This is a genomic window from Qipengyuania triglochinis (assembly GCF_054655615.1).
The window spans coordinates 645,847-668,633 of record NZ_BAAHND010000001.1 but is presented as its reverse complement, the minus strand read 5'-3'; the positions used below and the strand labels follow the sequence as shown (position 1 = coordinate 668,633).

Annotated in this window: 19 protein-coding genes and 1 tRNA gene; 6 read left to right on the top strand and 14 right to left on the bottom strand. The window is 56.4% G+C overall.

All coding sequences use genetic code 11. The features are described from left to right. Positions 1 to 24: 24 nt before the first annotated feature. From ACYQ0G_RS03370 to ACYQ0G_RS03360, 3 genes are all read right to left on the bottom strand, one after another. Positions 25 to 1,785: a cation:proton antiporter domain-containing protein gene (locus tag ACYQ0G_RS03370; protein ID WP_460099309.1), complete on the bottom strand. Its 1,761-nt coding sequence runs from the start codon at positions 1,783 to 1,785 to the stop codon at positions 25 to 27. Between the two features lie 96 nt (positions 1,786 to 1,881). After that, positions 1,882 to 3,537 (bottom strand): GNAT family N-acetyltransferase, encoded by a 1,656-nt coding sequence (locus tag ACYQ0G_RS03365; RefSeq protein WP_460099306.1) that lies wholly within the window; start codon positions 3,535 to 3,537, stop codon positions 1,882 to 1,884. Positions 3,538 to 3,646: 109 nt separating this feature from the next. Further along, a complete protein-coding gene (locus ACYQ0G_RS03360) occupies positions 3,647 to 4,861 on the bottom strand; it encodes an NADP-dependent isocitrate dehydrogenase (protein ID WP_460099304.1) in 1,215 nt (404 codons plus the stop codon). A 386-nt stretch (positions 4,862 to 5,247) separates the two neighbouring features. Between ACYQ0G_RS03360 and ACYQ0G_RS03355 the strand changes: the two genes are divergently transcribed. Beyond that, complete coding sequence (locus ACYQ0G_RS03355) at positions 5,248 to 5,466, top strand: hypothetical protein (protein ID WP_460099301.1); 219 nt, start codon at positions 5,248 to 5,250, stop codon at positions 5,464 to 5,466. Positions 5,467 to 5,740: 274 nt separating this feature from the next. Here ACYQ0G_RS03355 and ACYQ0G_RS03350 read toward each other — a convergent pair. Next, positions 5,741 to 5,815 (bottom strand) — tRNA-Val (locus ACYQ0G_RS03350). 77 nt (positions 5,816 to 5,892) lie between these two features. Beyond that, positions 5,893 to 6,279, bottom strand: coding sequence for a cell cycle two-component system response regulator CpdR (gene cpdR, locus ACYQ0G_RS03345; RefSeq protein WP_460099300.1), 387 nt, complete (start codon positions 6,277 to 6,279; stop codon positions 5,893 to 5,895). 189 nt (positions 6,280 to 6,468) lie between these two features. On the opposite strand from cpdR, the gene ACYQ0G_RS03340 reads away from it, so the two are divergent. Continuing rightward, complete coding sequence (locus ACYQ0G_RS03340; protein ID WP_460099298.1) at positions 6,469 to 7,404, top strand: N-formylglutamate amidohydrolase; 936 nt, start codon at positions 6,469 to 6,471, stop codon at positions 7,402 to 7,404. 195 nt (positions 7,405 to 7,599) lie between these two features. Here ACYQ0G_RS03340 and ACYQ0G_RS03335 read toward each other — a convergent pair whose 3' ends face one another. The 3 genes from ACYQ0G_RS03335 to ACYQ0G_RS03325 all read right to left on the bottom strand — a co-directional run bounded on the left by ACYQ0G_RS03335 (position 7,600) and on the right by ACYQ0G_RS03325 (position 10,990). Beyond that, a complete protein-coding gene (locus ACYQ0G_RS03335) occupies positions 7,600 to 8,595 on the bottom strand; it encodes a M48 family metalloprotease (RefSeq protein ID WP_460099297.1) in 996 nt (331 codons plus the stop codon). Between the two features lie 71 nt (positions 8,596 to 8,666). Then, positions 8,667 to 9,455, bottom strand: a complete 789-nt coding sequence (locus ACYQ0G_RS03330; RefSeq protein ID WP_460099294.1) for a SapC family protein — start codon at positions 9,453 to 9,455, stop codon at positions 8,667 to 8,669. 83 nt (positions 9,456 to 9,538) lie between these two features. Beyond that, the gene (locus ACYQ0G_RS03325; protein WP_460099293.1) at positions 9,539 to 10,990 is read right to left on the bottom strand and encodes an FAD-binding oxidoreductase; all 1,452 of its coding nucleotides are present in this window, start codon (positions 10,988 to 10,990) and stop codon (positions 9,539 to 9,541) included. 158 nt (positions 10,991 to 11,148) lie between these two features. Between ACYQ0G_RS03325 and ACYQ0G_RS03320 the strand changes: the two genes are divergently transcribed. Further along, the gene (locus tag ACYQ0G_RS03320; RefSeq protein ID WP_460099291.1) at positions 11,149 to 11,733 is read left to right on the top strand and encodes a hypothetical protein; all 585 of its coding nucleotides are present in this window, start codon (positions 11,149 to 11,151) and stop codon (positions 11,731 to 11,733) included. A gap of 122 nt (positions 11,734 to 11,855) precedes the next feature. Further along, positions 11,856 to 13,190, top strand: coding sequence for a DEAD/DEAH box helicase (locus ACYQ0G_RS03315; RefSeq protein WP_460099288.1), 1,335 nt, complete (start codon positions 11,856 to 11,858; stop codon positions 13,188 to 13,190). An 18-nt stretch (positions 13,191 to 13,208) separates the two neighbouring features. On the opposite strand, the gene ACYQ0G_RS03310 is transcribed toward ACYQ0G_RS03315, so the two are convergent. Next, positions 13,209 to 15,521 (bottom strand): ATP-dependent helicase, encoded by a 2,313-nt coding sequence (locus ACYQ0G_RS03310; protein WP_460099286.1) that lies wholly within the window; start codon positions 15,519 to 15,521, stop codon positions 13,209 to 13,211. 116 nt (positions 15,522 to 15,637) lie between these two features. Between ACYQ0G_RS03310 and ACYQ0G_RS03305 the strand changes: the two genes are divergently transcribed. Beyond that, positions 15,638 to 16,246: a hypothetical protein gene (locus tag ACYQ0G_RS03305; RefSeq protein WP_460099283.1), complete on the top strand. Its 609-nt coding sequence runs from the start codon at positions 15,638 to 15,640 to the stop codon at positions 16,244 to 16,246. An 88-nt stretch (positions 16,247 to 16,334) separates the two neighbouring features. Here ACYQ0G_RS03305 and rsmD read toward each other — a convergent pair whose 3' ends face one another. From rsmD to ACYQ0G_RS03290, 3 genes are read right to left on the bottom strand one after another with little or no spacing between them, the layout of a single operon-like run. Continuing rightward, on the bottom strand, positions 16,335 to 16,880 hold the full coding sequence (gene rsmD, locus ACYQ0G_RS03300) for a 16S rRNA (guanine(966)-N(2))-methyltransferase RsmD (protein ID WP_460099281.1): 546 nt from the start codon (positions 16,878 to 16,880) through the stop codon (positions 16,335 to 16,337). Beyond that, positions 16,877 to 17,644, bottom strand: a complete 768-nt coding sequence (locus ACYQ0G_RS03295; RefSeq protein ID WP_460099279.1) for a pseudouridine synthase — start codon at positions 17,642 to 17,644, stop codon at positions 16,877 to 16,879. Before ACYQ0G_RS03295 ends, rsmD begins: the two co-directional genes overlap by 4 nt. Positions 17,645 to 17,661: 17 nt before the next feature. Then, positions 17,662 to 18,777 carry an aromatic ring-hydroxylating oxygenase subunit alpha gene (locus tag ACYQ0G_RS03290; protein ID WP_460099276.1) on the bottom strand — a complete coding sequence of 372 codons (1,116 nt, stop codon included), beginning with the start codon at positions 18,775 to 18,777 and terminating at the stop codon, positions 17,662 to 17,664. Between the two features lie 119 nt (positions 18,778 to 18,896). Between ACYQ0G_RS03290 and ACYQ0G_RS03285 the strand changes: the two genes are divergently transcribed. After that, entirely contained in the window at positions 18,897 to 20,636 is a 1,740-nt protein-coding gene (locus ACYQ0G_RS03285) for an AmpG family muropeptide MFS transporter (protein WP_460099274.1), read from the top strand. 3 nt (positions 20,637 to 20,639) lie between these two features. Here the strand turns inward: ACYQ0G_RS03285 and ACYQ0G_RS03280 are convergent, their stop codons facing one another. Continuing rightward, a complete protein-coding gene (locus ACYQ0G_RS03280; RefSeq protein WP_460099271.1) occupies positions 20,640 to 21,929 on the bottom strand; it encodes a bifunctional folylpolyglutamate synthase/dihydrofolate synthase in 1,290 nt (429 codons plus the stop codon). An 8-nt stretch (positions 21,930 to 21,937) separates the two neighbouring features. Then, on the bottom strand, positions 21,938 to 22,786 hold the full coding sequence (gene accD, locus ACYQ0G_RS03275; protein ID WP_460099269.1) for an acetyl-CoA carboxylase, carboxyltransferase subunit beta: 849 nt from the start codon (positions 22,784 to 22,786) through the stop codon (positions 21,938 to 21,940). Position 22,787: the final 1 nt, after the last annotated feature.

Sequence of the window (22,787 nt, the reverse complement as noted above, 5' to 3'; positions counted from 1 at the left end):
CCAACGCGCGAGAGGGTAAAGTGTTCATCCATCAGCTGTACTGGACCGCAGCTTGGGGCGATAAGTTAGTGCGCCTTCCTTTTCTATTTGGGAACGGAACTGGTCCCGTTTGTCATGTATCGAAGCGATGACCGGTCCCATCGCGACACCGATATCAACCAAAACAGCTTCGGACAGCTGGAGAGTTGCTTCAAGTGCCTCAGGCACGGCATGGCTCGCACCTGCTCGATAGAGCTCTGCGGCATGGGCAATATCTCGTGCGCGTGCCACGATGAGCAGGTCCGGATATTCAGCCCGAAGTTTGGTCACCAAGCGGCCTGCGAGAACGGGCTCATCCATGGTCAGAACGACTGCTAGCGCGTCTTCGACCCCTAGGCGTTGGAGCGCGTCTCCGCGTGCTGCGTCACCAAAGGTCGCCCGATAACCTTCTCGCTTGGCATACTCGATAAGGTCGGCATCAGAGTCCAAAGCGATATACGGCTTATCGTGTGAAGTCAGCATCTGGGCAACTAGTCGGCCAACGCGGCCGATTCCGAGAATGATAACTTTTCGTTCGCCCTCATCTTCTGGCGGCAACTCGGGCGCTGGCTCTACTTTGCGCGCTACAATCCTGCCGAGCCGTGCAAGCAGAGGGGTAATGGTTAGGCCGATCGCAGTCACGATCTGCCAGAACTGCGCGGTGCCAGGCTGGATCAGCAAAGCCGAACTTGCCGCGGCAAGAACAATGAGTGTGGTTTCAGAAGGGCTGGCCATGAGAATACCGGTTTCGGCTGCGGTACTTCTCCGTGCGCCCATCAGCCTCAAGAGCACTCCGGTAAGAACTGCTTTGAAAACCACCACGCTTAGGACAGCCGTGGCGATAAGACCGAGATTGTCCCAGATCGTGGCCAAGTCGATCGTCATGCCCACGGTTATGAGAAATACCCCGAGCGCCAGACCCTTGAAGGGTTCCATAATGGCTTCGACTTCGCTGTGATATTCTGTCTCGGCAATGAGCAGGCCAGCGATTAGCGCGCCTACGATAGGCGAAAGGCCTACCGCCGCCGTCGCAAGGCTCGCCCCGATGACCACGAGCATTGCCGCCGCCAGAAAGAGCTCAGGGCTTTTCGTCCGAGCAGCTTGAGCAAATAATCGGGGCAGGGCAAACCGGCCGGCGATCATCATAACTGCGATGACCGCTGCTCCTTGCCACATAGTTGTTACGAGACCTTCCCATCCTCCGGCAGCTGCGTTGGGTGCCATCGCACCGAGAATGAAAACGATCGGTACGATCATGATATCTTCGAACAGCAGCATTGAGAGCGCCGCGCGCCCTACCGGACTGCTGCTACCAGAGATGGGCAGAACGATTGCAGTAGAAGAAAACGCGAGGGCGAATCCCAGTGCTAGCGCACCAGTCCAATATTGCCCCAGCATCGACAGCACGATGGCCAGAATAACGCCGCCGATGAGAAGTTCTGCAGCTCCGAGGCCGAAAACCAACTTCCGCAGCTGCCATAAGCGCTTGAATGAAAGCTCCAGACCGATAGCGAATAGAAGCAGAATTATCCCGAATTCCGCGAATGGTTCGAGAGCCTCCGGGTCTGAAATGGTTATGTGTTCAAGCCAGGGCCGCTCAAATACCAATTGGCCAAGTCCGTAGGGACCTACTAGAATTCCGATGAGGATGAACCCGATGACCGGGGTGATCCGGAAGCGCGTGAAAACCGGAATAACCAGACCAGCCGCGCCGAGAATGACGAGTGCGTCCGAAATCGCAGGGGATGCTAATTCGCCAGAAGCCATGACTCGTCGTAGTTTTCTGCTGCGCTGCTGTCACCTGCGGTAAGGTTAATTTCTTTCCCGTTACGATGATCAGTAGTGGTTGGCCTGCATCCTTGATCAGCCACCACCGGGGCTGGTAGGCCCAAGAGGTTCTCTTCGTGGCCGCGGTTTGCCGGGATGCTTCCCGTCCTCGTCCCATTCAATCCGGTAGAGGTCGAAGCGGCGATCCGCGAGATTGCGCACGGTCCCTTCAGCCCGCGCCCACTGCAAATCCGCAAGATTAATGTCGCTTATCGTCAGAGTTTCGACATTCTCCGTGGCCTCGGCAGCGATGCCGTCGCGCGCGAAGGGAAAATCGCACGGTGTTAGGATGCAGCTTTGGGCATACTGGATGTCCATGTTGCCGACATTGGGCAGATTTCCCACATTGCCAGATAGTACGACGAAACATTGGTTCTCGATCGCCCTTGCTTGCCCGCAGTACCTAACCCGCAGATATCCTTGCCGGCTATCAGTACAGAACGGCACGAAGATAATTCGAGCACCTTCATCGGCGAGGCGACGACTAAGCTCCGGAAACTCGCTATCGTAGCATATCTGCACGCCGATGGGGCCGCAGTCGGTCTGAATTACTTCGACCTTGTCGCCGCCCTTGATGTTCCACCAATACCGCTCGTTCGGAGTAGGATGTATTTTCTCCTGAGCGTGCACTGATCCATCGCGCAGGCATACGTAAGCAACATTATGGATATCACCATCGTCCATGCGTGTAGGGTGGCTACCCGCGATGATATTGATGTTATAGCGCATAGCCATTTCCGAAATGTCCTGCCGCAAGTGCGGGGTATATTCCGAAAGACGCTCGATGGCTTCGACGGGCGATAACTCCTTCTCCTCGAAGCTCAGCAGCATCAAGGTGAAGAGCTCCGGGAACACGATGAAATCGGCCTCGTAGTCGCTTGCTACATCGACGAAGTAGGTCACGTGGCGCATGAATTCGTCGTAGTCCGCAACCTGCCGTGCCTGAAGCTGGCAGGTGGCAACCCGCACCGCCTCCACACCACGAGGAAGTCGCTTCTTTACAGGCTGGTCATGCTCGACATAGGGGTTGCGCCAAACCATCATGATCGCATTTGTCATGCTGGCTTTGTCCTCCGGAAGGTAACCTTCCATTACCCTGTGAGGCTCGAATCCATTAGCCAGCTGGAAGCGCAATACTGGGTCGTGCAGCTTTCCCTCTACCACTTTGTCGAGATAGTCCTGCGGCCCCTCAACCTTCCGGCGATTCCGCCGGTAATTTGGCATTCGCCCGGCGAAAACGATGCCTGTCAGGTCGTTCTCCTCGGCAAGGGCGCGTCGCTCTTCGTAAAGGCGACGACCGATGCGAACGCCGCGTACTTTAGGATCGACGCACATTTCGTAGCCATAAAGCCAATCCCCGGTAGGATCGTGACGGCTTCCGTAGCCGTTGCCGGTTATTTCATCCCAGTCGTGGTCTTGAAAAGCGAGCGCTTCCGCCACTTGCATAGTGGCACAATATCCGACGACATTTTCATCAAGCAGCGCGACAAAGCAGCCATCGGGGAAATTGTTAATCTGACCACGAATTTCACCGTGAGTATACGCTGGCATGTCTTCATAAACGCGTCGCACCAAGTCAGCGATACCTCGGATATCCTTGATTTTCGCGTTGCGTATCTCGAGGCGTTTCTGTCCGAATTTCTCGGTAGTTTTGCGGCGAACGCTACGCTTTTTCGCTGGCTGCTTAGCCATTTATACCCCGTACTTTCTCAAATTCTCAATACAAAACGGGGCCGGCTTCTGCCGACCCCGTTGATCTGGCTTATCTGAGTAATGACTCAGGCGCACAGGAGTTTCGGCCTTAGCCAGCCATCTCTGCTTCTAGCCCTTCTACGATTGCTTCGAAGAACTGTTCGGTTGTCATCCAGCTCTGATCCGGTCCGATGAGCAGAGCAAGATCCTTGGTCATCTTGCCGTTCTCAACTGTTTGGATGCAAACTCGTTCGAGCGTCTCGGCAAACTTTACCACCTCGGGAGTGTTGTCGAATTTACCGCGATACATCAGGCCGCGGGTCCACGCGAAAATACTTGCAATCGGGTTGGTCGAGGTGGCCTTGCCTTCCTGATGCTGGCGATAGTGCCTGGTCACCGTGCCGTGCGCCGCTTCCGCTTCGACGGTCTTACCGTCCGGCGTCATCAGAACGGATGTCATGAGACCGAGCGATCCGAAACCTTGCGCGACGATATCAGACTGCACGTCACCGTCGTAGTTCTTACAAGCCCAAACGAACTTGCCGTTCCACTTGAGTGCTGCAGCAACCATGTCATCGATCAAGCGATGTTCATAGGTAAGGCCGTGCTTGTCGAATTGATCCTTGAATTCAGCGTCGAATACTTCCTGAAAAAGGTCCTTGAAACGGCCATCGTATTTTTTGAGAATGGTGTTCTTGGTGGAGAGGTAAACGGGCCATTTCCGGTCCAAGCCGTAAGAAAAGCTTGCGCGCGCGAAATCGCGGATGCTGTCGTCGAGATTATACATCGTCATGGCGACGCCCGGGCTGGGGAATTCGAAAACGTCGATGTCGATGTTCTCGCCATCTTCACCTTCGAATACCATGCGGAGCTTGCCCTTGCCTGGTATTAAAGTGTCCTTGGCGCGGTATTGATCGCCATATGCATGGCGTCCGACGACGATCGGATCGGTCCAGCCCGGGACAAGACGCGGGACGTTATCGATTACGATGGGTTCACGAAATACCACGCCGCCAAGAATATTGCGGATGGTGCCATTAGGGCTAACCCACATTTTTTTAAGGCTGAATTCTTCGACACGCTGTTCGTCAGGCGTGATGGTGGCGCATTTAACGCCGACACCATGTTCCTTGATCGCATTCGCAGCATCAACGGTGATCTGGTCATTGGTCGCGTCGCGGCTTTCGATCGACAGATCGTAATACTTCAGATCTACATCGAGATAAGGAAGGATCAGGCGCTCTCGGATCCACTTCCAGATGATTTTGGTCATTTCGTCGCCGTCAAGTTCGACGACCGGGTTGGCTACTTTGATCTTTGCCATGAAAGTCCTGTCGGTTAGAATGGGGTTGCGCGCGCTTTAGCATAGCGTACCAGCAGAGCAAGGATGGCGCGGAAGATGGCTAGGCGCATAAGCTAAACCGACATCCCCTACGCGGGTGATGCAGAACCGCAACACTGACCGATTGTATTCACGATGGGGGCTATTTGCAGGAACTTCCCAGTTTTCCGTTGGTTTTAATGGGTGGCGTTCTCTGAGAAGCTCTCACTTAAGAAGAATTGTTTACTAATGATCAGATATTAAAAGCAATATTTGTGAGGTGGGAGAGGTAGAAGGGGTTGAATTCCTTCACGACGTTCGATATTCAAGGTTATATGAAATCCAAAGGCCCTCGGGTAAGCAGGGTTAAATTAGGAGTAAGCGTAGACATGAAAAAATTCATCCTTCCTTTCGCAGCGGTCGCCATGGCTGCCACCCCTGTGGTTGCTACTGCAGCAGATGCGCAGCGTAGCTCGCAGCCGGTTAAAGAATCGGCAGAACTCGCTGGTTCGTCGCTGATTATTGCTGCCCTGGCCGCGGCCGCTGTGATTGCAGGCATCATCGTTGCTGCCGATGACGATGACGATGATTTCCCGGTAAGCGCATAAGTCTAACTGCTTAGGCGTTAAGAGGGCCGGTTTCGCACAAGCGGAACCGGCCTTTTTGTGTACAGTATTTTGTTGGCATTATGGGATCGGCTTAAAACCCAACGAAAAGCTCTTTTCTTAATTTCGTAGAGACCGGATGGAGCAATTCCTTTGAGAACGATCCTAGTAAGCGCGTATTTAAGGATCGCCGCCATTGCGCAGGGAGGAACCTGATCTTTTGAAAAAAGAACTGCGCGCTAATTTTTAGCGAGGTGAAATTGCTAAGGAGTTCCGATGGTGGGCGTACCAAGGATTGAACTTGGGACCCCTACGATGTCAACATAGTGCTCTACCACTGAGCTATACGCCCACACATCGAACTGGCCAGCTCGGCCGGCAAGGACGCGCCTTAACGGGAGAATATCAGGGGCGCAAGAGCCTATTTCATTATAATTGTACGCTGACTTTCTCGTTCAATACCCGCTCCACTTCCATGACCAGATCACGAAGGTGAAATGGCTTCGAAAGTACCTTAGCATTGGGTTGTTCGCGGCTCGCCTTCAGGCTCACAGCGGCGAATCCGGTGATGAACATTACCTTGGTTGATGGGCTGATCCGATTGCAGCGTTGTGCGAGTTCGATTCCGTCCATTCCCGGCATAACGATGTCGGAAAGCAATAGGTCATAGACCTTGCTTTCAAGCAAAGTGACAGCTTCCGTTCCCCGGTCCACCGAATCTACAACAAAGCCCGCATTTTGGAGAGCGCGCTCCAGATACAGACGCATGGCTTCGTCATCTTCAGCCAGCAAAATGAGATTTTTGGGTTCTGCCATAGTGGGCACCTTAGAAGAGACATCTTAAAAAAACCATTGCCCAGGTGGGTATGCGCTATCTGAAAAAATGTCTGTCGAATAGCGACCTGCATAAATAAGGCTTGCCGATGATCTGCCTCAAAGGTCTTGGTTCTCGTCCGCTGTGCGCTGATACTTTTGACTTGCCTGCAACTCCAAGCAATATGCGGAATGCCTGGCACACAGTCTTGCGGAGAAATCAAAATGGAAGCGGGAGGAAGGCTGTGGCCGAATTCATCGCCGGCCTTCCGGTATTCACCCATATCCTCAGCTTCGATGCCGGTGATACTTGCCGTTCCTCATGCCGGACGTTCCTACCCTGAAGAGATCATAAGACAAATGCGGGATCCGCAATCGTCTATGCTAAAGCTCGAAGATCGCTTCGTTGATAAGTTGGCGACGAAAATTGCGCGTGAGACCGGTGCGGCGATCTTAATCGCGGAAGCACCTCGGGCAATGATCGATCTCAATCGAAACGTCGATGATGTCGACTGGGGAATGGTTAGGGGGGTGGGCAGAAAAAGCCCGAACTCCAGTGACGCTAATCGGCGGGCGAGAAGCGGATTAGGATTAGTTCCACGCCGCTTGGCAAAGGAAGAAATATGGCGTGGCCCCTTAGGTATGGACGATCTGACGGGGCGGATAAGCAATATCCATGTTCCATATCACGCCAAACTTGCCACGATGCTCGAGAGAATGTGCGACAGATTTGGCATTGCGACGCTCATTGATCTTCATTCGATGCCGCCGTTAATGAGGCAGGAAAGAGACTGCGCTCCGGTAGAGTTTGTCCTGGGCGATCGTTTCGGAGGGAGTTGTGATGCCGCAATGACACACGCCGTGGAGGGCTTCTTTCATGTCGCAGGCCGTCGCTTGCTTCGGAATAGACCTTACGCAGGCGGATATGTGCTGGATCGTCATGGAAATCCTCGCCGAATGATGCACGCATTCCAGTTGGAAATTTGCCGCGCACTGTACCTTGATTCCAAATTTGAGAATTTGACGTCGCGGTCAGATGCTCTTGTTCGCCTCCTTTCCCAAATGGTAAAGGAGATAGCCGTACAGACCTGCCTGTTAGGGGCGCCGATACGTGATCCTGCGGAATAAAAAACTACCTCGTGCAAACGCACGAGGTAGCCAAGGTTCAGGGAGGTGGCGCGAAAGTTGCGCCAAAGCCGGGCCCGTCATGAGGGGGAAACGTACCCGACACGTTTAAAATAGGTGTCTTGGGGGCGGCTTCAATAGGTAGTGATTATGGGATATTCGGAATACCTCAAGAAGGGCTCGATCCGGCTTTCCAAGTCAGTTCTGTACTAGGAGTGGTTTGAAAAAAGCGGACCAGTCGACGGTAGCTCTGCCCGTTTCCGACTGTCTGCGTTTAACTTCTTTAACCTGTTCCTCGATCAGCTCCACACGTTCATCCCAACCATCATGGCTGCGACTGCGAAAGATGCCGCCTGAATGGCGGGGACCATATTGCTGCATCATGCGCGTGGCTGCGTCAGGGTCATAACCCGCATTTGCCAACAGCCAAGGCATAAGCCGATCTGCGTCTCGCTCTGAATTGCGTCCAAACCCACCGGATCGCCCGTTCTCTACGAGAAAATCTATATGTCCCAAAATGTTGTGAGCCATCTCATGCGCAAGAACGGCAGCTAGCTCGTCGTCGCTATATGCCAAGCCAGGAAATCGGTCGCCCACCAATATGCGCGTGCCGTCTGCCAAAGCACCACTATCACCAGATAGCAATTCGACTTGCGATTTGCAGACATCGACGGCTTTTAATTCGACCGAGTGGACTGCCGCGCCCGCCGAAGACCAGTCGATCATTACGCTGCCATCTTGGGCTGAATGGGCAATCTCCCGGCGAATATCGAGGCCGCGTCGCCAAGTCGCATCAGGATCCTGGTTGAAAGACTGAATGGATTGACCATCGACGGCAATGAGTGTTTCGTTCTGTTTCAGACCGACTTCCGCTGCTGGAGAGCCAGGCGCCACAGCTTGAACCCCGATATCACCGATCAGTCCGAATTCTTCTCTGACGGAAGCTGCATTTTTGTAGGAACTTGCGTCATGAATAAGGAACCCCAGTGTAGGTTCGATCCGATCACAATAGGAAGCGTTTGAAGAAGCTAGTCGATACCCGATGCGGTAGAGCCTAGCTTCCTTATTTTGGAACTCTTGCAATGGAGATGTCAGCGCAGCATCGAATGCCCGCGCGCGCCCACTAGAAGTGGTGCAACCCGAAGCGAGAAAAAACAGCGCTATTAGTATTCCCAACCGGTGGCCAATCTGCATCTCATGTGAGTTCGGAGATGCGCAACATCTTTTAATAGATCCAAGGATGGCCACCGGGTGGTTCGCTTCACCTAATTCGGCAGATTTGCCTGCGAAGTCGGTTGCGGGGCGCTGCCCTGCTGCATTTGACGCGCAAAGATGACGCGCATCAGTTCGAGAGAATAGATGTGCGCATGGATTAGCATGAGAAGACCGTTCTTGTTCCAGGCCTCCAGCTTATCAGCACCCACTTCGCGAAGTTTCTCTTGGTCAACCATTTGGAAGCCGCGATAAACGAACGGGTTTTCAGTGTCCTGGCGCTGAATGGCAACTTCGCCATCCATAAGCAGGCCGGCTTCCTTGATTTCGGCGAGGAATGCCTGAGTACGCTGAGCGGCCTGTTCAAAATGCTCGCAGAATTCGAGGACCCGTTTCGTGGCATCAGTCGTGTTGCCTTCGTCATCGAAAAGACGTTCGCCATCGGCAAACTCGCCAAGCGCTTCGCTAGTCGGGTCGAACATCAAGGAGAGGTCGGTGGCATCCTTCTGCAGCTTCGCGAGCATGAAGGGATAGCGACGGATGTAGGCTGGAAGATACACTTGCTCGGTAACTTTGCCGCTTTCGTCAACGAAGGTGTTCACTCCTTCATTGAGGCCCATAAGCGCTAGCGGAAGCGGGTTTTCGCCACTGGAGAATACAATAGGAAAATCGCGCTGAGCCTGAACGAATTCGTCCACCGTAAGCGGAATCGCGTGGGCCTTGGAAAGCCACGGTGCGCTATCGATCATACGCGAGCGATAATTTTTATGATCCCGGCTGTTCAGCGGCATCAGATCGTTAAAGAAGAGGGGCAATTGGGGCTGCTGCGGCGCGCTGGCCATGAATTATCTCCGAGAAGTCTTTTTGAATGAACTAAGGTGGCGAACCGTGCCGATTATGGCACCACGTGCCGGACGGTGCGCCCTTACGGACTTGCGGCTTGTTTCGCAAGCGGCACCAGTTTTCCGGGATTCATGATCCCCTTTGGATCAAGAGCGGTCTTAATGTTTCGCATTACCGACAATCTGGCGGGATCGGCTAACCTCCCGAGTTCATCACGTTTTATTTGTCCGATGCCGTGTTCTGCGCTGATCGAGCCACCCCATTCGGTAACCTTATCATGCACGAACTTGCTGATTACCTTCGCATCTGCGGCTTCCCAACTGTGCCGATCTGAACCTGACGGGGCGAGAACGTGGAAGTGCACGTTCCCGTCCCCCAAATGACCAAAAGCAACAGCTTTAGTCCCGGGAAAACGTTGCTCTATCTCAGGCGAGACCTTTTCTACGAAATCTGCCATCAGGGGCACGGGGACCGAGATGTCATGCTGCATCGCCGGCCCGATTGCTCGTTCTGCCGGGGCGATGGAATCCCTGAGTAACCAGAATGTCTCTGCTTGCGTTTCGTTTACAGCTATCACAGCATCGTCGATAAGCGACGCATCTAGCGCCGAGTTCATCAAACTCTCGGTTTTGCGCGCCAGCATGTCTACATCTTCGTCATTCGCTGTAAGTTCAATCAAGGCGTACCAGGGATATTGCGAACCAAGGGGGCTTCGCGAAGCGGGAAGGTGAGCCAGTACCGCTTGTAGACTGTGATCCGGAAGAACCTCGAAGCCCTCGAGTTGCTGAGCAGCGGTCGCTTCGCAATGGAGAAAAAGTTCGCGCGCGTTCTGTAGCGAGGAGAGCCCGGCCCACACTACCCTTCGATCTGCGATCTCTGGCAATAATTGCAAGGTGGCAGCAGTCACGATTCCCAAGGTGCCTTCCGAGCCGATCAGCAGCTGCTTGAGGTCGAAACCCCGATTATCCTTCTTAAGCGGAGTAAGAGCATCGAGAACCGAACCGTCAGCCATCACCGCCTCGAGACCTAAGACTTGTGCGCGCATGGTGCCATGCCTCAAAACCTGGGTGCCTCCAGCGTTGGTTGAAATCAAACCACCAATGGTAGCTGATCCTTTCCCGCCAAGAGTGAGTGGAAAGCGGAGCCTTTCCTTGCCTACCTTCTCGTGCAGATTCTGGAGGATCACTCCAGCGTCACATGTGATCTGGCGTGCCTCCACATCAAATTCGCGAAATGCATCCATACGGCGAAGCGAGAGCAGCACTGCATTGCCGCTCGAATCTGGCGTGGCCCCTCCGGACATGCCGCTGTTGCCGCCTTGCGGGACGATAGGAACACCATAGTCAGCACAAAGCTTCACGAGTTCGGCCACTTCGTGCGTGCTTGCCGGAGATGCCATGCCGATGGCCTTGCCGGTGAACCTACCCCGCCAATCGGTCAGCCAAGGTTGAAGCAGATCAGGATCGGTTGTGAAGCCCCGGTCACCAAGCAGAGCAGCAGCGGCTTCGGAAAAAGAATTGTCCCGTTGAGTCATGAAGTACGGCATGCCACAAAGCGTGGGGGAAGGGGACCCTAATGCTAAGCGTTGCCATTCAATTAAGGCCATATTCAAAGATAAAGGGCCAGATGGTGGGCAGACGAAGGCATGCCATTGTCTTCTGTTGCGCCAAAGGAACAGTTACGCCTTAACCAATGCCGAGCCTGCCACTCTTTCTTGCGCCATTGGCGTTGCTATTTCCAGTTGGATGGCAGGTACCGGACGGATCAAATTCTCCTGTGCTTCCACAACAGGAAGCGCATCAGATTCGGGAAAAGCGTCTTTCCCCTTTGCCCTTGTCGGAAGATGCCCCAGCGTGGTCGCCGGTCTTTGATGGGGTCGGTCCAGAGAAGAATCAGCAGGTGCGCATCGAACGTCGGGTCATTTTGCGAATCTCGCCGGCTCGTAGCACAGTTGGGCAAAATCTCGCCGCGAACTCGACGCAGGCGAACGCGGGGCGTCGTATTGTCGAGCGGCCATTCGCAAAATGCGTGGATAGCGCGGCCATTGGCGGTGTGGCCGATCACGGCGATCGTCTTGTGATGTTCACCCGTGATCGAAAAACGCTCTTCGCCAAGCTCGAGAAGGGCTGTAGCCCCCGCGACTTCTATCGCGGCTTTTATATGGAGCGCAGTGACGATGGAAAGATTTGCGTGAACCGCGATCGGCTGCTCAGCAGGGCGGGGGCCAAATGCCAGGTAACTCGCTTTACGCAATTGGCCGTCGAAGCCGCCGACTGAGCCGGTTTTCCTTGACTTAAGCTGACAAATTGTCGAAGGGCGCCTTCGCTAGAGGCCGCCTTGCCGCGGCCTTTTCTGGTATTATCTGATATTCTTCCTGAAGAGGGGCAATTGTTAGCCGCATGAGTTTTGCCGATCTCGGCCTTTCCGCTGACCTGCTTAAAGCCGTCGAACAAGCCGGTTATACAGAGCCGACTCCGATCCAGGCGCAGGCCATTCCGCCAGTACTGATGATGAAAGACATCATCGGGATCGCGCAGACCGGTACCGGAAAGACTGCCAGCTTCGTCCTGCCGATGATCGATATTCTTGCTAGCGGACGACGTCGTGCGCTTATGCCACGCAGCCTCATATTGGCGCCGACGCGAGAGCTTGCAGCTCAGGTCGCGGAGAATTTCGAAAAGTACGGCAAAAATCACGATCTAAAGCTCGCATTGCTTATCGGGGGCGTTCAGATGGGTGATCAGGTCAAGGCGCTGAACGATGGTGTCGATGTCCTGATCGCAACGCCGGGTCGGCTCATGGATCTGTTCGAACGCGGAAAGATTCTCCTCAACGGGTGCGAGTTGCTCGTGATCGACGAGGCGGATCGCATGCTGGATATGGGGTTCATTCCCGATATCGAGTTCATTTGCGATAAACTGCCAGAAACCCGGCAGACCATGCTGTTTTCGGCAACCATGCCGCCGCCGATCGAAAAGCTTGCCAAGAAGTTTCTCGATAATCCGAAGCGGATCGAAGTGAGCCGAGCCGCGACGACCAATAAGGACATTACCGCTTTCAAGATCCCGGTAAAGCCGCGCCAGAAGCGTGAGACGCTGCGCTGGCTGCTCCGCAACGATCTCGTGGAAACCGCGATCATCTTCGCGAACCGTAAGACGACTGTGCGCGAACTCAACAAAAGCCTGCAACGTCATGGTTTTGCTAGCAGTGAAATTCATGGTGACATGGATCAAGGCAGCCGTGTGCAGGAGCTCGATCGTTTCAAAGCCGGTGAGGTCAATATTCTCGTCGCGTCGGACGTCGCCGCGCGGGGACTGGACGTGAAGGGCGTAAGCCACGTCTTCAATTTCGATACGCCGTGGCATCCGGATGACTATGTTCATCGTATCGGACGTACCGGGCGGGCAGGGGCGAAAGGTCGGGCCTTCACTTTCGTGACCGACGAAGATGCCGAGGCGATACAGAACGTTGAAAAGCTGACAGAAACCCCGATTGCCGTATTCGGCAAGAAGGACGTGCGCGTGGAACTGGTCGAAGCGCCGAAGGACGAACCCGCACCGACAAAGCGCGAGCGTTCGGACAGGACGTCGTCAAAACCGCGACAGAATGCTGATGGTGATCAGGAAAAGAAAGCCAAGCGGTCCTACCGCGATAGTGATCGGGATGACAGTCCCACGGCGCCGGGTGAGTGGAATGGCCCGAGACCCGGCTTTCTGGACGTTTCCGCCCTCTGATCATGTGACAGCTGCTGCCTAGTTCTCAGCGAGCTTCACGAAGCTGTCGAGGACACGCTTCGTACCAGACTTTTCGAATTCTATTTCGAGCTTGTTGCCTTCCTGATCGGTGACGAAACCGTATCCGAACTTGTCGTGAAATACGCGCACGCCGATGCTGATATCGGTTCGTGGTTTCGCGGCAAAGCTAGCTGCGCTTTTTCCCGGCTCTGCTAGCCGTTGGGGGGTCGTTTCGTAACCGCTGGCGAGTGCCCGCTGCCAGCCGGGTCCTCTTGCTGTGCTGCGATCCGGCCGTTGGGAGGATACGTGTGCAAAGGGATCCTCGGTCTCGGTCCAATTCGCCCGCCACAACGAGGCTCCCCCGCTCATCGTCGTCTCGCTCTCCACATACTCATCCGGCAATTCCCCGATGAAGCGGCTCGGTATGGAACTGGTCCACTGCCCATAAATTCTCCGGTTTGCCGCATGTAAAATGGTACAGTGGCGCTTCGCTCGGGTAATCGCCACGTATGCCAGACGCCGTTCCTCCTCAAGGCTAGCCAGACCACCTTCATCAATCGATCTCTGACTTGGAAAGACACCCTCTTCCCACCCTGGAAGAAAGACATTGTCGAACTCCAGCCCCTTGGCCGCGTGCATCGTCATGATGGTTACTTTCTCGCCATCATCGGCGCGTTCGTTGTCCATCACCAAGCTGACATGCTCGAGAAAATCTGTCAGCGTTTCGTACTCTTCCATCGCGCGCGCAAGTTCGGATAGGTTCTCGAGCCTCCCAGCGCTTTCTGCACTGCGATCCTTTTGCAGCATTTCCTCATAGCCACTTTCAACGAGGACGGTGCGGAGCAATTCGGACGGGGTAACCTTTTCCGCCAGTTCGCGCCAATGAACGAACTGACCAAGAAGCCCGACGAGCATATTTCGTGCGCGTGCAGGCAGCTCGTCGCTATCGGCGAGATCGAGCGATGCAGCCGCGAGCGGTTGTTGCGTGCGGCGCGCATGGCGGCGCATCGCTTCCAAGGTCTTGGCACCAAGGCCTCGTTTTGGCTGGTTGTATATCCGCTCGAAGGCAAGATCGTCGGCAGGCTGCGCAATGGTGCGCAGATAGGCAAGGGCGTCGCGAATTTCCGCGCGTTCGTAAAAGCGAAATCCGCCGACAATCCTGTAATTCAGGCCGATCTGAATGAACCGATCTTCGAACTCCCGGGTCTGATACTGGGCACGAACCAGAATGGCGACTTGATCCAGAGCTGCGCCTTCGCTCTCCAAGCGTTCGATCGCTTCGCCGACCCGCCGTGCTTCTTCTGGACCATCCCAAATGCCGACAATGCGGACCTTCTCTCCCGCGGGGAGCTCTGTCCAAAGGGTCTTGCCCAAGCGTTCGCTATTGGCATCGATTAGACCGGAAGCCGCCGCAAGGATCTGCGGGGTGGAGCGGTAATTCTGTTCGAGTTTGATGACAGCCGCGCCCGGAAAATCCTTTTCGAACTTCAGGATATTGGCGACCTCGGCCCCGCGCCACGAATAGATGGACTGATCGTCATCACCAACAACGCAAATGTTCTTATGGGCCTGTGCCAGCAGGCGCAGCCAGAGATACTGCACCTGGTTGGTATCCTGATATTCGTCCACCAAGATGTATTTGAACCGTTGTTGATATTGCGCGAGCACATCATGATGCTGGCGAAAAATGTTCAACATGTGCAACAGCAAGTCGCCGAAATCGCAGGCGTTCAGTGCCTTCAGCCGATCCTGATAAAGCTTATAGAATTGGGCGCCGCGACCATTTGCATAGGCTTCATTCTCTACTGCATCTAAATCGCCCGGGTTCAGCCCGCGGTTCTTCCACCGATCGAGAAGGCCTGCGAGCTGACGAGCAGGCCACCTTTTTTCGTCCAGATCGTGTTCCTGGATAAGCTGTTTCAAAAGACGCAGTTGATCGTCGGTATCGATGATCGTGTAATTGCTTTGCAATCCGACAATCTCGGCATGCCTGCGCAGCATCCGGGCGCCGATGGAGTGGAACGTACCGAGCCAGGGCATTCTTTCGACCGCATCGCCGATGTGCCGACCCACGCGCTCACGCATTTCGCGAGCAGCCTTATTGGTGAAGGTGACACAAAGAATCTCGCTCGGCCAGGCTTTCCGCGTGGCGATAAGGTGGGCCAATCGCGCGGTCAGCGCTGCGGTTTTGCCAGTCCCCGCACCGGCGAGCATTAGCACGGGTCCCTCAGTAGTGAGAACGGCTTCCCGCTGGGGCGAGTTTAGAGAAGCGGCATAAGCTGGAATGCCAGCATTTCCGGGGTTTTCAATTGAAGTCGGTAGATCTGACATTATGCTAGAACAACTAGGGAACGGAACTTATCTTCACAACCCCTGCAAGGCGTCTTCGGAACAATCGGCATTGTCGCAGCGTATTATGGCCAAGGTCAACGTAAGGAGACTACACAATGAAAAGCATGATTCTCGCCGGCGCGGCAGCGCTGACATTCACTGCAGCCCCCGCGTTTGCTCAGGATATGGCTGTCACCGCCGATGGTGAAGCTTATGTACTGACTGATGCGCAGACGACAATGTATGAAGGCTGGCCGATGGAACGTCGTGGTGCATACGATGCGTGGCCGAGCGACGTCCAAGAATATTACTGGACCCTCGAGCCGCGCCAGACCGAAGCATGGTGGGTGCTTACCGATCCGCAACGCGTTCGCATTTATGAAATGACTCCGGAGCAGCGCACTATGGCGTGGCAGCAGATCAATGCTCAGATGTCTGGTGCGACCAGCTCTAACACTGCAGCCACGGCAACCGCCGCTTCATCTTCGGCCAGTTCAATGTCGCCGCGTTTTGTGAGTAGCGAGGTGGTACAGTCCACACCTGCTGACGCCGGACCGCCTACTGGAGACCTGCCGATTTGTTCTGCTGATGAACAGGACAATTGCATCAACGCCTGGGAAGCTGGCAAGCGTGGCGCAGGGGTAAATCGTCCGCTCGAATATTGGCCGGGACGCCCCGCCAGCGAGATCAACGAGCCGCTTCCGGCAACTCGCCCAAATAACTGATATGCCATCATCTCCGGCTTGATCCGGAGAGGACTGAGACAAGGGCGGTTCCTTAAGGAGGATCCGCCCTTTTTGCTGCGCGGTTCAGCTAGGATTTTAGCCTCAGTAACGTAAGCTTGGCCTTTCCGACGACGCGTTCGCTTTCGATATCGAGCGCCTTCACTGTGACGTCTTCGTCCTTGCGGGTTTCCAGCGCAATCCAAGTCGCGCAGCCTATCCATCCTAGCCGAGCCAAGCGATCAAGTGCCACCTGACCAGCACCAGTATCGTAAGGCGGATCTAGAACGATCAGGTCATGTGGAACCTTAGCTGGGCCCAGACCCATTACTGAGCCTTGTTGAACCTGGCTGCGCGTTCGTGCTTCCAGGCTTTCTATGTTGGCCCGGATGGCTTTCACCGCGTCGCTTTCTTGTTCAACGAATAGGCACGAAGCTGCACCCCGTGACAACGCTTCCAGGCCGAGAGCACCGGAACCGGCAAATAGATCGACTACGGAGATGTCTGCAAAGCTGCCCAAGCGACTTGTAAGCATGCTGAACAATGTTTCCCGGGTCCGGTCGGAGGTAGGTCGAGTGAGGTCTCCCTTGGGCGCAACGAGTTTCCGGCCGCGCCAATCACCCGCAATGATCCTCATGCGCGACCACCGCGCGACAATTCGCGTTTGAAGCTTTCGACATCTCCACGCTTGATCTCGACTGCCTGACCGCGAGGAAGATCGCCGAGATGGAACGGTCCGTAGCCGATCCGGAGTAGGCGATTTACTTCCAGCCCCAAATGCTCAAGAACCTTTCTTACCTCCCGGTTCTTGCCTTCGCGCAAAGTAAGTTCGATCCAACGGTTGCGTCCCGATCCGCGTTCCAGATTAGCTTCGATCTGGCCATACCGAATGCCGTCAACTTCTATGCCTTCAATCAACTCATCGAGTTGTGCCTGGGTGATGTCACCGAACGCCCGGGCGCGGTAGCTGCGTGGAACCCCTGTCGAAGGCAGCTCCATTGCGCGCTTCATCTCGCCGTCGTTGGTTAGCAGCAATAAGCCTTCCGTATTGAAGTCGAGCCGGCCAACCGGCATTACTCGGCCTGCATCCTTTGGCAGCGCATTACGCAGCGCCGCGTAAATTGTTGGCCGACCTTTCGGGTCGTGCTCGGCAGTTATGAGGCCCGACGGCTTGTGAAAGGCGAAGAGCCGCGTATCTTCGGCCTGACCGACCGGTTTGCCGTCAACAGTTACGCCGCGAAGGCTTTCCAGTTTGATCGCTGGAGTATCCAGTACCTTACCGTTAAGCGAGATACGCCCGTCGGCGATCATGCGCTCGATCTCTCGTCTGCTTGCCACGCCTGCACGAGCGAGCAGCTTGGCGATGCGGTCGCCGGCTTCGGGAAGTCTGTTTTCGGCCATGCAGCGCGGTTAAGCTTTCAATTGGCAGCGCGCAAGGCTTCCTCGACGCACTCGTGATAGCGACGTATCCCAGTTTCCAGCGTTCCCAAAGTGAGTTCCGGTACCGCACCACTGGATAATCCTTGCTGTCCCAGTTCGGCTGCGCGGAAATCTTCGCCAGCGAAAACACCGCCATCGAGCAAGGCCCAGCTGCGTTCCCAATGATCGCGAGCCTTGTCGTTGGCTGGTTGCTCCGGGATGAGCATGAAATCCTCGACAAGCGTTCGATCATGCGCTTGCGGCATCAGGACCATCAAATTGATGTAATCCGGACTGGGAACTACTAATGCGCCCGGGAGCAGCTGATAGGCAAAGGTAATCACCTTGCGCATTTGCGTCATATCGGTGAGGTCGATGTTATCCAAGTCTTCCAGCCGCCCGACAGCACTGCGCGAATGGGGGCCGATCGTGTCACCGCTGGTTACACCGTCCTTGAAGAAGGGGCCGATGGTCTTCGCATGCAGACGCGTAACATGATAGCTTTCTAGAAAAGCATCCATGATCAGCTTCCAATTGGCTGACACGATATGCGTTTTTCGCCGGAACAAGACATGTTCTGCGATGCCCAGAGCATCGAAATCCTCACCAAGTTTCTCGGCAAGAGAGAAGTCGGCACTGTCTTCTCTCGGGCAGTACCAAATCATTCCACCAGTTTCTTTTGAGGGCAGTTCAACCAATCCCATAGTGCTTTTGTCGAGATCAGGAAAAGTATCTGGCCGCGGAATGGCGAGCAGCCGACCATCCACAGAGTAAGTCCACGCATGGTAAGGGCAGACGAGTTTTTTGGCGCAAGATACCTCGTCGCCTTCGATCAGACGCGTTCCCCGATGGCGACAGACATTGAGGAAAACATGAACTATCCCTTCGCCATCGCGAGTGATTAAGAGAGGTCGTCCGGTCCCATCGTGCGGCACGAAACTTCCGGCCGCGGGAAGGAGTGCACTGGGGCACAGAATTTGGGGTAAACGGTCATAGATCCCACGCTTTTCACGCCGCCAGTAGGCTGGATCCGTATATACACTGGCGGAGACGCTTGTCTGGTGCGGTTCTTCCCGCGAGTGCTGCTGCCCAATCTCTTCTGCCAGTTTGAGCATGCCATCAGTTGGCCTACGCCCCTCTAATAGCTGATGCGGAACTCCCATTGCGCCTGTTCCTTTCTCTCTCCAAGCGCTAGTGTCGCAAAAAATAGCAGAAAACGGAAGGACGCCCTCGCATGGCCGAAGCGGCAGAGAAGAAAAAGAAATCCGCGCTCAAAGTTCTCGGCCTCGCGCTAACCAACCGAAAAACGGGCTTCATGCTCCTGTTCGGCTTTGCCAGCGGTCTGCCTTTCGCTTTGTTTCTGGGTACTCTGTTCGCTTGGCTTACGGAGGCAGATGTCGACCTCGAGACGATGGGGATCTTCAGCCTGATCGGTCTTGCCTATGCTTTCCAGTTCCTCTGGTCCCCGTTGATCGACAAGGTGAATATCCCAGTCCTGCGGAAACTGGGGCGGCGCAAACAATGGATCGTGCCGATGCAATTGCTGCTGGGCGCGATCCTTATCACCATGAGTGTCCTCGAACCCAGAACCCAGCTCGGGTGGTTCAGCCTGCTCGCAGGGATCGGCGCGTTTGCGAGCGCTACTCAGGACATAGCGATCAATGCATGGCGCATCGACGTTGCTGACGAGCGCGCCACCATCGACATTCTCTCGACCGTCTATCAGATGGGCTACCGGCTTTCCTCGCTTGTCGGCGGCGCGCTGGGCCTCATCATTGCCGCGCGGATCGGATGGCCCGAAACCTACGCCATGATGGGTGCGATTCTCCTGTTCGTCGGCGTCATCGGCCTGTGGGCTCCAAACGCGGACGAGGAAGCTTCGGACGTCGCCAATGAAAGCGAGCTTCAGGTGCGCGCCTTGCGCAAGGCTGGCGAACTTGCGCCGGCGATCCGCAACCGGGCACTTGCTTTGGTGGGGCTGCTCTGGGGCGGGGCGATCGGCGTCGTGCTGACCTTCATGATCATGTCGATGACCTATGCGCCGGAAGACCGGCCGAACCCGACCGAATTCACCGTGAATGTCGGTCCGTGGATCATCGTGGCAACGATCATCCTGCCCGCGCTGATCGCAGGCTGGCTCGCTTCGCAGAAGAAGCAGGGCAAGCATCTGATCTCTGTCGATGAAGCGCCCGCGACCGGCGGTGCGTTTGCGCTCGATCATCTCTATCGCGCGCTGGTTCTGCCTTTGGTCGAATTCGTGGGCCGCATGGGATGGTCGCTGGTCCTTATCCTCGCGGTGGTGCTGACCTATCGTATCTGTGATGCGATCTGGGGCACATTTGCCTATCCTTTCTATCTGGGTGAGCTGAAGTACACGAATGACGATGTCGCCTTCGCGTCCAAGTTCTTCGGTGTTGGCGCAATCATCGCCGGGCTGGCCTTGGGCGGCCTGATGCTCACGACGATCGGGCGCATGGCGACGCTGCTTATCGGCGGCATTCTCGCCGCGCTGACCAATCTGCTGTATGCGGATATGGCTCTTGGCGGCGCGAACATGCAGGCGTTCAGCGACGCGATCGGCTTTACCTATCTGATTGAACAGGTGCCGGGCATCGGTGATGCGGCGCTGGCTAGGCTGACGATCACCATTGCCTTCGAAAACCTCGCCATCGGGATTGCCGGGGCGGCTTATATCGCCTGGCTGTCGTCGATCGTGTCCAAGAAGTTCAGTGCGGTGCAGTATGCGCTGCTGTCGTCACTCACGCTGCTTGTGGGCACGCTTGGGCGCGGTGCGCTGGGCGAGATGATCGAGAACCAGGGTTATTACGACGTCTTCATTCTCACCACCTGGATCGGCCTTGGCGCTGCGGTGCTCGTCTGCCTCGAATGGTACCGCGAAAGCCGTGGGAAGCGGCGCACCGGGATCGTGGCACCGGAAGCCGGGGAGCGCGAGGCGGAGACTTCCGCCGCCTGACGATCAGGCTGGCAATTCCGCATTGAGGCGCAGGACCTCTCCGGCGAGATAGAGCGATCCGGCGATCAGCACTGGCAGCCCATCCTGCGGAAGGGCGGCCAGTGCAGCGGGCACGTCCTCTGCCGACTGGCTTCCGTCCGCAAAGGCATCGACCGGGTGCCAATCGTGGCCGGGTACCGGTACGACCGTCATGCTGGAAATGGCGTCCCGCAAGGGCGCAGTGATCGCAGCTGGATCCTTTGCATCGAGCATGCCGATGACCAGATGAAGGCGCTGGCCTGTAAAATGGCGGCTCAATATCTCGCCCGCGGACGGATTGTGCCCACCGTCGAGCCAGATCTCGCGATCGCCGGTCAGCGGCCCGGGCGCAAGGCGTTGCAGCCTGGCTGGCCAGACAGCGCCGCGTATCCCTGATGCGAGGGCGCTTGCCGAGACCGGCACGTAATCCTGATGCCGCAGCATCGCGGCCGCCAGCGCCGCATTCTCGGGCTGGTGTGGGCCGGGAAGGGTGGGGAGTGGGAGCGCCAGTTCGCCATGCCGGTCCGCATAATGCAGTTCGAGATCGGTCGCGGCGGCCGACCATTCCCGGCCGCGCATGGCCAGCGGCGCGCCGTGACGTGCGGCAGCGGCTTCTATCTCGCTGGAAGCGATCTCCGGATAGGAGAGGGTGACGAGCGAACTACCTTGCTTCGCGATCCCTGCCTTCTCGAAAGCGATGCGGGCCAGGGGGGCTTCCGGTGCGCCCGCTTCGGGTGCCAGCAGGAAGCGTTCGTGATCGATGCCCAACGCGGCGATCCCGCACGCGGCGGGTTTTCCCAGCACATTGGTGGCATCGAAGCGCCCGCCAAGGCCCACTTCCACCACGCAGGCATCGGCGGGCACGCGCGCGAACTCGGTAAAGGCCGCGGCGATGGTGACTTCGAAGAAGCTGGGGTTCAGATCCTCGCCCGCGTCCAGCACTTCGGCGAGCAGTTCGGCGAGGCGATCATCGGTGATGAGGTCGCCCGCCACACGGATGCGCTCGTTATAGCGCACCAGATGCGGGCTGGTGGTGACGTGGACGCGGTAACCCTCGGCCTCCAACATGGCGCGCAGGAAGGCGCAGGTCGAACCCTTGCCGTTGGTCCCGGCGACATGGAAGACCGGGGGCAGCCGCCTGTGCGGGTTGCCCAGCCGGTCGAGCAACGCCCGTATCGTCCCGAGCCCAAGCCTTCCGTCAGGCACGCTCAGCCGGGCGAGGCGGTCTAGCTGAGCCTGCACATCCGCATTATCGGAGCGGGCGAAGTCCCGCATCGAAAGGCTCAGGCCGCCTCGGCAGGAGCCAGATAGTCGATCAGCGTTGCCACCGTATCGCGCAGATCATGGCGGTGAACGACCATGTCGACCATGCCATGTTTGTGCAGATACTCGGCGCGCTGGAAGCCTTCGGGCAGCTGCTCGCGGATGGTGTCCTGGATCACGCGCTGGCCGGCGAAGCCGATCAGGGCGCCCGGCTCAGCGATATGCACATCGCCCAGCATCGCATAGCTTGCCGTCACGCCGCCGGTCGTCGGATCGGTCAGCACCACGATATAGGGCAAGCCGGCCTCTTTCAGGCGGCGGGTCATCACGGTGGCCTTGGGCATCTGCATCAGGCTGAGAATGCCTTCCTGCATCCGCGCGCCGCCAGCAGCGGTGACCACGATATAGGGCGCCCGCAGCGTCAGCGCGCGTTCGGCCCCCTGGCAAAAGGCAGTGCCCACGGCCATGCCCATGCTGCCGCCCATGAAGGCGAAATCCTGTACGCCGACGACGGCGGGCTTGCCCTCGATCGACCCTTCGCCAACCAGAAAGGCGTCCTTGTGCGGGCTCTTCGCGCGGGCCTGCTTCAGGCGGTCGGTGTACTTCTTGGAATCGCGGAACTTGAGCGGGTCTTCCTTCACCTCAGGGATGGGCAGCGTCTTGAAGCCCTCATCCATCAGCATCGCAAGGCGCTTGTCCGCGCCGATCCGGCCGTGATGGCCGCAGCGCGGGCAGACATCCATGTTCTCGGCATATTCCTGCCCGAACACCATCTGCTGGCAGTTCGGACATTTGACCCACAGATCCTTGTCGGTGCTGCGCTTGGGTAACCAGGAGATCGAATTGCGTACGCGTGTGAACCAGTTCATG

Coding starts and splice junctions, on each gene's coding strand:
- ACYQ0G_RS03330 (WP_460099294.1), bottom strand. CDS start 9,455: ATGGCCAGCGCGCCGCAGCAGCCCCAATTGCCCCTCTTCTTTAACGAT.
- ACYQ0G_RS03285 (WP_460099274.1), top strand. CDS start 18,897: ATGGCCGAAGCGGCAGAGAAGAAAAAGAAATCCGCGCTCAAAGTTCTC.
- ACYQ0G_RS03355 (WP_460099301.1), top strand. CDS start 5,248: ATGAAAAAATTCATCCTTCCTTTCGCAGCGGTCGCCATGGCTGCCACC.
- cpdR (WP_460099300.1), bottom strand. CDS start 6,279: ATGGCAGAACCCAAAAATCTCATTTTGCTGGCTGAAGATGACGAAGCC.
- ACYQ0G_RS03340 (WP_460099298.1), top strand. CDS start 6,469: ATGCCTGGCACACAGTCTTGCGGAGAAATCAAAATGGAAGCGGGAGGA.
- ACYQ0G_RS03315 (WP_460099288.1), top strand. CDS start 11,856: ATGAGTTTTGCCGATCTCGGCCTTTCCGCTGACCTGCTTAAAGCCGTC.
- ACYQ0G_RS03295 (WP_460099279.1), bottom strand. CDS start 17,644: ATGGCCGAAAACAGACTTCCCGAAGCCGGCGACCGCATCGCCAAGCTG.
- ACYQ0G_RS03360 (WP_460099304.1), bottom strand. CDS start 4,861: ATGGCAAAGATCAAAGTAGCCAACCCGGTCGTCGAACTTGACGGCGAC.
- ACYQ0G_RS03280 (WP_460099271.1), bottom strand. CDS start 21,929: ATGCGGGACTTCGCCCGCTCCGATAATGCGGATGTGCAGGCTCAGCTA.
- ACYQ0G_RS03305 (WP_460099283.1), top strand. CDS start 15,638: ATGAAAAGCATGATTCTCGCCGGCGCGGCAGCGCTGACATTCACTGCA.
- ACYQ0G_RS03335 (WP_460099297.1), bottom strand. CDS start 8,595: ATGCAGATTGGCCACCGGTTGGGAATACTAATAGCGCTGTTTTTTCTC.
- rsmD (WP_460099281.1), bottom strand. CDS start 16,880: ATGAGGATCATTGCGGGTGATTGGCGCGGCCGGAAACTCGTTGCGCCC.
- ACYQ0G_RS03365 (WP_460099306.1), bottom strand. CDS start 3,537: ATGGCTAAGCAGCCAGCGAAAAAGCGTAGCGTTCGCCGCAAAACTACC.
- ACYQ0G_RS03310 (WP_460099286.1), bottom strand. CDS start 15,521: ATGTCAGATCTACCGACTTCAATTGAAAACCCCGGAAATGCTGGCATT.
- ACYQ0G_RS03325 (WP_460099293.1), bottom strand. CDS start 10,990: ATGACTCAACGGGACAATTCTTTTTCCGAAGCCGCTGCTGCTCTGCTT.
- ACYQ0G_RS03320 (WP_460099291.1), top strand. CDS start 11,149: ATGCCGAGCCTGCCACTCTTTCTTGCGCCATTGGCGTTGCTATTTCCA.
- ACYQ0G_RS03290 (WP_460099276.1), bottom strand. CDS start 18,777: ATGCTCAAACTGGCAGAAGAGATTGGGCAGCAGCACTCGCGGGAAGAA.
- accD (WP_460099269.1), bottom strand. CDS start 22,786: ATGAACTGGTTCACACGCGTACGCAATTCGATCTCCTGGTTACCCAAG.
- ACYQ0G_RS03370 (WP_460099309.1), bottom strand. CDS start 1,785: ATGGCTTCTGGCGAATTAGCATCCCCTGCGATTTCGGACGCACTCGTC.